General features: G+C 49.9%; 8 protein-coding genes. 6 read left to right on the top strand and 2 right to left on the bottom strand.

The window, feature by feature from the left end; genetic code table 11:
* The first annotated feature begins 238 nt into the window (after positions 1-238).
* From ACKOVI_RS04440 to ACKOVI_RS04425, 4 genes are read left to right on the top strand one after another with little or no spacing between them, the layout of a single operon-like run.
* Entirely contained in the window at positions 239-2,437 is a 2,199-nt protein-coding gene (locus ACKOVI_RS04440) for a polyribonucleotide nucleotidyltransferase (RefSeq protein WP_509602843.1), read from the top strand.
* Positions 2,437-3,714 (top strand): M16 family metallopeptidase, encoded by a 1,278-nt coding sequence (locus ACKOVI_RS04435; RefSeq protein ID WP_509602842.1) that lies wholly within the window; start codon positions 2,437-2,439, stop codon positions 3,712-3,714. Before ACKOVI_RS04440 ends, ACKOVI_RS04435 begins: the two co-directional genes overlap by 1 nt.
* On the top strand, positions 3,711-4,445 hold the full coding sequence (gene dapB, locus ACKOVI_RS04430; RefSeq protein ID WP_509602841.1) for a 4-hydroxy-tetrahydrodipicolinate reductase: 735 nt from the start codon (positions 3,711-3,713) through the stop codon (positions 4,443-4,445). The genes ACKOVI_RS04435 and dapB overlap by 4 nt, the downstream gene beginning before the upstream one ends.
* A gap of 11 nt (positions 4,446-4,456) precedes the next feature.
* On the top strand, positions 4,457-4,723 hold the full coding sequence (locus tag ACKOVI_RS04425) for a glutaredoxin family protein (protein WP_509602840.1): 267 nt from the start codon (positions 4,457-4,459) through the stop codon (positions 4,721-4,723).
* On the opposite strand, the gene ACKOVI_RS04420 is transcribed toward ACKOVI_RS04425, so the two are convergent.
* Positions 4,715-5,023 (bottom strand): AzlD domain-containing protein, encoded by a 309-nt coding sequence (locus ACKOVI_RS04420; RefSeq protein ID WP_509602839.1) that lies wholly within the window; start codon positions 5,021-5,023, stop codon positions 4,715-4,717. The two genes, ACKOVI_RS04425 and ACKOVI_RS04420, sit on opposite strands and share 9 nt — an antisense overlap.
* Positions 5,020-5,688, bottom strand: a complete 669-nt coding sequence (locus ACKOVI_RS04415) for an AzlC family ABC transporter permease (RefSeq protein ID WP_509602838.1) — start codon at positions 5,686-5,688, stop codon at positions 5,020-5,022. Before ACKOVI_RS04415 ends, ACKOVI_RS04420 begins: the two co-directional genes overlap by 4 nt.
* Positions 5,689-5,748: 60 nt before the next feature.
* On the opposite strand from ACKOVI_RS04415, the gene thyX reads away from it, so the two are divergent.
* Together thyX and dapA are read left to right on the top strand one after the other, a co-directional pair.
* Positions 5,749-6,498 carry an FAD-dependent thymidylate synthase gene (gene thyX / locus ACKOVI_RS04410; protein ID WP_509602837.1) on the top strand — a complete coding sequence of 250 codons (750 nt, stop codon included), beginning with the start codon at positions 5,749-5,751 and terminating at the stop codon, positions 6,496-6,498.
* A gap of 17 nt (positions 6,499-6,515) precedes the next feature.
* The gene (gene dapA, locus ACKOVI_RS04405; protein WP_509602836.1) at positions 6,516-7,328 is read left to right on the top strand and encodes a 4-hydroxy-tetrahydrodipicolinate synthase; all 813 of its coding nucleotides are present in this window, start codon (positions 6,516-6,518) and stop codon (positions 7,326-7,328) included.
* Positions 7,329-7,364 lie beyond the last annotated feature (36 nt).

Here is a 7,364-nt window from a genome sequence, read left to right as displayed (position 1 = left end):
GGTATCCGCCGCTAATCGTTGGTCATCTTTAGAAATAAAATTAAAAATAAATAGTAAGTAGTACTTGGTAGGAAAGTTGGGTTGCACACGGCAGCCCGACTGGAGCATCAGCGCCCACGAGGATAAATGGTCCTCGGTAGTGGCTCACGAAAAGCTGATTCAGAAAATATTTTCGTGGACTTCGATCGAAGATTCATTTGCCTCTTGTGGTGCGCTGACTTAAACAAAGGAGCGCCCTATGGAGGGTCAAGACGTAAAGTCATCAGTAGCCGTTATCGATAACGGAAAGTTCGGCAAGCGCGAGATCAAGTTTGAAACTGGTCGCCTTGCAAAGCAGGCAGCAGGAGCTGCAGCTGTATATCTCGATGAAGACACAATGATCTTCTCAGCAACAACAGCATCAAAGACACCTAAGGATCAATTCGACTTCTTCCCACTCACAGTGGATGTTGAAGAGAAGATGTATTCAATTGGAAAGATTCCGGGTTCATTCTTCCGTCGTGAAGGCCGTCCATCAGAAGAGGCAATCCTTACTTGCCGTTTGATCGACCGTCCATTGCGCCCATCTTTCGTCAAGGGTCTTCGTAACGAAGTTCAGATTGTTGTGACAGTAATGGCACTCAACCCTGATCACATGTACGACGTACTTGCGATCAACGCAGCATCAATATCTACACAGCTTGCAGGACTTCCATTCTCTGGTCCGATCGGTGGAGTGCGCGTTGCGCTTATCGAAGGTCAGTGGGTTGCATTCCCGAACCACTCACAGCTTGATAAGGCTGTATTCGACATGGTCGTTGCAGGTCGCGTATCTGGAGACGATGTTGCAATCATGATGGTTGAGGCTGAAGCGACTTCAGAGACAATCGAACTCATCAAGGATGGAGCAGTTGTTCCAACGGAAGAGATTGTCGGCGAAGGACTTGATGCAGCAAAGCCATTTATCAAGGTACTCTGCGATGCTCAAGCAAAGCTTGCAGCAGTTGCTGCAAAGCCAACTGCTGATTTCCCAGTTTTCCTTGATTACCAGGCAGATGCTTATGACGCTGTATATGCAGAGGTTTCAAAGACTCTCGCAGATGCGCTCACAATCTCAGGTAAGCAAGAGCGTGAGACAAAGATCGACGAGATTTCAGATGCAGTCAAAGAGAAGCTTGCAGCACAGTTTGAAGGCCGCGAGAAGGAAGTTTCAGCAGCATTCCGTTCTGTGACAAAGAAGCTTGTACGCCAGCGCGTACTTCGCGACAAGATTCGTATCGATGGTCGCGGTCTTCGTGACATCCGTCCATTGTCTGCAGAGGTAGAGGTCATTCCTCGTGTTCATGGTTCAGCAATCTTCGAGCGCGGTGAGACACAGATTCTTGGAATCACAACTCTTAATATGCTTAAGATGGAGATGCAGCTCGATACTTTGAGCCCTGAGACATCAAAGCGTTATATGCACAACTATAACTTCCCACCATATTCAACTGGTGAAACAGGTCGTGTTGGTACACCAAAGCGACGCGAAATCGGCCACGGTGCACTTGCAGAGCGTGCTTTGATTCCTGTACTTCCAACTCGCGCAGAGTTCCCATATGCGATCCGTCAGGTATCTGAAGCACTCGGATCCAACGGTTCAACATCAATGGGTTCAGTCTGTGCATCGACACTTTCAATGCTTCAAGCTGGTGTGCCTCTGAAGGCTCCAGTAGCAGGTATTGCAATGGGTCTTATCTCAGATGATGTCGACGGCAAGGTTGAATACGTTGCATTGACAGATATCCTCGGTGCAGAAGATGCCTTCGGAGATATGGACTTTAAGGTTGCCGGAACAAAGGACTTCGTTACAGCTCTCCAGCTCGATACAAAGCTTGATGGCATTCCAGCAGCAGTTCTCCAGGGAGCGCTCCTCCAAGCTAAAGAAGCTCGCTTGAAGATTCTAGATGTGATGAACGAGGCAATCGATGCTCCGGATGAGATGAGCCCATTTGCTCCTCGCATCATCTCGGTCAAGATTCCTGTTGATCAGATTGGCGCAGTAATCGGCCCTAAGGGCAAGATCATCAACCAGATTCAGGATGAGACCGGCGCTGAGATTTCCATCGAAGAAGATGGAACTATCTACATCGGTGCAACTGATGGACCATCTGCAGAGGCTGCGCGTGCGCAGATCAATGCAATTGCAAATCCACAGATGCCTGAGGTCGGAGAGCGTTACCTCGGAACTGTCGTCAAGCTCGCCACATTCGGTGCATTTGTATCGTTGATGCCGGGCAAGGATGGACTCCTTCACGTTTCACAGATTCGCAAGATGCATGGCGGAAAGCGAATTGAGAACATTGAAGATGTCATGAAGGTCGGAGATAAGGTCCAAGTTGAGATCGGCGAGATCGATCCAAAGGGCAAGTTATCTCTCGTTCCAGTTCTCGAAGAAGGCGCTGCTTCAGCTGAGTAATGTCTGTTAAGAGAACGGTCCACTCCAGCGGTCTGCGCATTGTTACAGAGGAAGTTCCCTCTGTTCGAAGCGCGGCTGTTGGCATCTGGGTCAATGTGGGTTCACGTGATGAAGCACCGGCTACGGCCGGTGCTTCTCATTTTCTTGAGCACTTACTGTTTAAAGGCACTAAGTCACGTACGGCGTTAGAGATTTCATCTTCTATCGAATCTGTCGGTGGCGAGATGAATGCCTTCACCTCGAAGGAGTACACCTGCTTTTACGCACGTGTGATTGATACAGATTTACCGATGGCTATCGATGTCGTCAGCGACCTGATTACATCCTCGATTGTCACGGCACTTGATGTCGACGCCGAGCGCAAGGTCGTTCTCGAAGAAATCGCCATGCGCGATGATGATCCATCAGATCTTGTTCACGATCTCTTTAGCGACACTTATTACGGCGATACTCAGATTGGCCGTCCCATCCTGGGCACAATCGAGAGCATCAACAAGATGTCACGCAACACAGTCTTTAACTATTACAAGAAGAAGTACCAACCGTCAGATCTCGTTGTCGCAGTAGCTGGCAACATTAAGCACAAACGCGTCGTCGCCATGGTGGAAGAAGCGCTCTCTCGCGATAACTTCCTTGATGTTGTTGGCACGCCAAACATTCGTCCGAATACGCCAATCAAAAAGGGTCCACAGACTCCAGTCGGATTGATGTATCGCAAGACTGAACAAGCTCACATGCTCTACGGCATGGAAGGCGTTGCACGTGCAGATAGTCGCCGCTTTGCCATGGGCGTGATGTCTGCAGCTCTCGGTGGGGGAATGTCATCACGACTCTTCCAAGAGATCCGTGAAAAGCGCGGACTCGCATATTCTGTTTATGCATACGCACAACAATTTGCCGGCAGCGGAACGCTCGGATTCTATGCAGGCTGCAATCCAACAAAGGCAGTTGAGGTCGTTGAAATTATTCGCGAAGTGTTGGCAGATGTAGCCGATAACGGCATGACTCATGAGGAGATCGAACGCGCCAAGGGTGCAGTCCGGGGTTCGTTGGTATTAAGCCAAGAAGATTCTGGTTCACGCATGAGCCGTATCGGCAAGAACGAAATTGTTTATGGGCAGGTGATGGATTTCGATGACATCTTGAAGGCAATCTCACGCGTAAGCGCAGAAGACATTCGCGAAATAGCTAGCGAGTATCTCACTAAAACACCTACCCTTGCTCTTGTTGGACCATTTAAGAATCCATCCAAGTTTGAGAAGGTGTTGAACTCATGATCAAAGTAGGCGTACTAGGTGCACGTGGTCGCATGGGTTCTGAGGTCGTTAAGGCCGTCACTGGAGCGCCAGATTGCGAGCTCGTAGCAGCTCTTGATCAAGGTGATGCACTCGATGCTCTTGTCAGCGCAGGCGCGCAGGTCGTCGTAGATTTCACGACGCCAGATGTGGTGATGGCAAACCTTGAATTCCTTATCAAGAACAATATGCATGCAGTTGTCGGCACGACAGGATTTAGCGCAGATCGCATTGCAACTCTCGAGAAAGCTCTCGCATCGAGCAAGTCAGGTGTCCTAATTGCGCCTAACTTTGCTATCGGAGCAATCTTGATGATGGAGTTTGCAGAGAAGGCCGCTCAATACTTTGAATCAGCTGAAATTATTGAACTTCACCATCCGAACAAAGTTGATGCCCCATCTGGTACCGCAGCACGTACAGCGGCGCTCATCTCTGATGCGCGTAAGCGCGCAGGGCTACCTGCGATGCCTGATGCAACCACAGAATCAATCGATGGAGCACGTGGGGCCAATGTAGGAGATGTTCCTGTCCATTCAGTTCGACTTCGCGGACTCGTTGCACATCAGGAAGTTCTCTTTGGTGGTCTGGGTGAGACTCTGACGATTCGTCATGACTCTATTGATCGCGCAGGTTTCATGCCGGGCGTATTGCTCGGTGTTCGAGAGATTTCATCCCATCCTGGCCTGACAGTTGGCCTCGATAAGTTCATGTAAGGAGATTACAAATGGTTGATGCAACAAATATCACTATGTACGGCGCTGATTGGTGTGGAGATTGCCGTCGTTCAAAGCGTCTTCTCGAAGAGCTCGATGTCCAGATTACACATATCGATGTTGAGGCAGATGCAACTGCTGCTGCAAAGGTTGTTGAGATCAACGGCGGAGCACAGTCAATTCCCGTCATTGTCTTCCCTGATGGAACACATATGACTGAACCATCAGATAACGACCTTAAGGCGAAGTTAGTTTCCCTTGGAGTGATTTCAGAGTAAATGAAATGTAGCTGCACTTGCTGCAGCTGAACCAAGTACAACTACCGGAAATGGCGCCTTCAACATGAGAGCTATGACTGCAACTGTCATTCCCGCAATTCTCTGATCGATTACTAGCGCGCTCTTATTGGCAAACGTCTGTACCGAAACGAGTGCACTTAAAAGCGCAATCGGTATCAGGGTATTGATTCGTAGTGCGCGAGGATTGCTGAGATATTTCTCAGGTACGCTGTGGCCGAAGTACTTCAATCCAAATGCGATAGCACTGGTGCCGATTACTGCAATCCACAGCTGAGTCATGTGCGCACCTTCCAGCCAAAAACTACTGCTAAAAGTGCGGTACTAATTATCGGAATTCCCGCCGCAACAAAAGGTGTCAGAGCCAGCGAAAGTGCCATGGCAGCGACCGCAAGCGCCCGTTCCTTATTATTTGTAAGCCTTGGCCAGACAAGCCCAAGAAATGCAGCAGGCACAGCTGCATCAAGTCCCCACGCAGCTGGATCGCCCATGGCTTGTGCGCCGAGAGCGCCAACAACGGTGAAGAGATTCCAGAAGAGATAAACACCGATACCAGTTAACCAGAACCCCTGACGCATTGCGCCTTCACCGAGTTCGGATTGACCGAGTGCGACACCGGTGGATTCATCAATAGTTACCTGTGCACCAACCAATCTTTTCCATCCTTTAAGTCTCATGATCGGCGCCATACGTAATCCATAGAGCGCATTGCGAATTCCAAGAAGGGATGCGGTGGTGATTCCCGAAATCGCCGAACCGCCTGCACCTAAGACTCCGACAACAGCAAATTGAGATGCGCCAGAGAAAGTCAGCAATGAGAGGAGACAGGTTTGTAAGAGCGAGAATCCGGCGGCGATTCCGGCAGCGCCAAATGCGATTCCATAGAGGCCAACGGTGAAGGAGACGCTGAAAGAGGCTGCAGCGGTGGTGCGGTTCACGTTGGACACGCGGACATTCTGCCCCATGGTTACCGAGATTCGAGGGGGGTGGCTAGATAAGGTGCGACCATGTCTGAGCAAAATAGCCAAGAGTTGGGCGCCCATGAAGAGATTATTTTCCGCGACGATGTCTCAGTAGAGCTCATCAAGGCAAGCGCGAGCGATGCTGATGTCATCTGGGCAGCTCGCGTATCGACAGCAGGCGAGCAGTCGATGGATGAGATCGGTGAAGATCCAGCTCGTTCAGCAGGGTTGATTAACTACTTGGCTCGCGAACGCCATGGTTCACCGTTTGAGCACACCTCAATGACATTCTTTATCTCAGCACCCATCTTCGTCTTCCGCGAATTCATGCGCCACCGCATTGCGTCATACAACGAAGAGTCTGGCCGATATCGTGAATTGAAGCCAGTTTTCTATATCCCTAACGCTGATCGCAATTTGATTCAAATCGGTAAGACAGGCGCATACGAATTCGTTCCAGGCACAACAGAACAATTCCAGACAACAGTGGAAGCGATGAAGAAGGCATATGTTGTTGCTTACGATTCTTACAAGACAATGTTGGATGCAGGAATCGCTCGTGAAGTAGCACGTGCCGTATTGCCTGTTGCTACATATTCTTCAATGTATGTGACCATGAATGCACGTGCCTTGATGAACTTCCTATCACTACGCACATCACGTGAAGGATCACACTTTCCAAGCTACCCGCAGCGCGAAATTGAGATGGTTGCAGAGAAGATGGAGGCAGAATTTGCGAAATTGATGCCTCTTACCTATGCCGCCTTCGAAAAATCTGGTCGCGTCGCGCCATAACCGATAAGATTCCCGCCATGAGTATCAATGCACCATTCGGACGCCTTCTCACCGCAATGGTGACCCCTTTCAATAAGGATGGCTCTATCGATTGGGATGGCGTTGCCACTCTTGCTCAGCACTTAGTCGATAATGGCCACGATGGCATTGCTGTAAACGGCACGACCGGTGAAGCACCAACCACAAAGTCATCTGAAAAACTCGAGATCATCCGCGTTGTTAAAAGCGTTGTCGGTCCCAACATCAAAGTTCTCTCGGGTGCTGGCGATAACGAAACTGCCTACACCGTCGAACAAGCTAAGCGTTCACAAGAAGCTGGAGCAGACGGTCTTCTCGTTGTAGTTCCTTATTACAACAAGCCACCGCAAGCCGGAGTAGAAGCGCACTTCCGCGCAGTCGCTGCCGCAACTGATTTGCCGATCATGATGTACGACATTCCAGGTCGCACAGGCATTGAAATTGAAAACGACACTATCTGCCGTCTCTTTGATAGCGTCAGCAATATCGTCGCTCTCAAAGATGCTAAGGGCAATAGTGCGAGCACTTCATGGGTAATCCAGCGTTGCGGCATTCCTGTGTACTCAGGTGATGACATTCTCAACCTTCCACTCCTTGCGGTTGGTGCGGTTGGCTTCGTCTCTGTCTGTGGCCACACAGTTGGTACCGAACTCAAGGCGATGCTCGACGCATGGTTCGCTGGAGATTCCGCTCAGGCGCTTGAGATTCATCAAAAGTTGCTTCCAGTATTTACCGGAACGTTCCGCACGCAAGGTGCAATTCTTACTAAGGCTGCAATGGGACTTATGATGAATCTCAAGGGCCTTTGCTGAATCTCCAGCGAACCATGCATCGAGCATCGCCTTGAG

Origin of the sequence: Candidatus Planktophila sp., assembly GCF_046070465.1 — a bacterium.
Classification (GTDB): Bacteria; Actinomycetota; Actinomycetes; order Nanopelagicales; family Nanopelagicaceae; genus Planktophila.
Note: the sequence above shows the minus strand (reverse complement) of the source record. Positions and strands in the feature narration are given on the sequence as shown.

What these genes read in the sequence shown, in the direction of transcription:
- ACKOVI_RS04440 (WP_509602843.1), top strand. Translation starts at nt 239, where the DNA reads ATGGAGGGTCAAGACGTAAAGTCATCAGTAGCCGTTATCGATAACGGA.
- ACKOVI_RS04435 (WP_509602842.1), top strand. Translation starts at nt 2,437, where the DNA reads ATGTCTGTTAAGAGAACGGTCCACTCCAGCGGTCTGCGCATTGTTACA.
- dapB (WP_509602841.1), top strand. Translation starts at nt 3,711, where the DNA reads ATGATCAAAGTAGGCGTACTAGGTGCACGTGGTCGCATGGGTTCTGAG.
- ACKOVI_RS04425 (WP_509602840.1), top strand. Translation starts at nt 4,457, where the DNA reads ATGGTTGATGCAACAAATATCACTATGTACGGCGCTGATTGGTGTGGA.
- ACKOVI_RS04420 (WP_509602839.1), bottom strand. Translation starts at nt 5,023, where the DNA reads ATGACTCAGCTGTGGATTGCAGTAATCGGCACCAGTGCTATCGCATTT.
- thyX (WP_509602837.1), top strand. Translation starts at nt 5,749, where the DNA reads ATGTCTGAGCAAAATAGCCAAGAGTTGGGCGCCCATGAAGAGATTATT.
- dapA (WP_509602836.1), top strand. Translation starts at nt 6,516, where the DNA reads ATGAGTATCAATGCACCATTCGGACGCCTTCTCACCGCAATGGTGACC.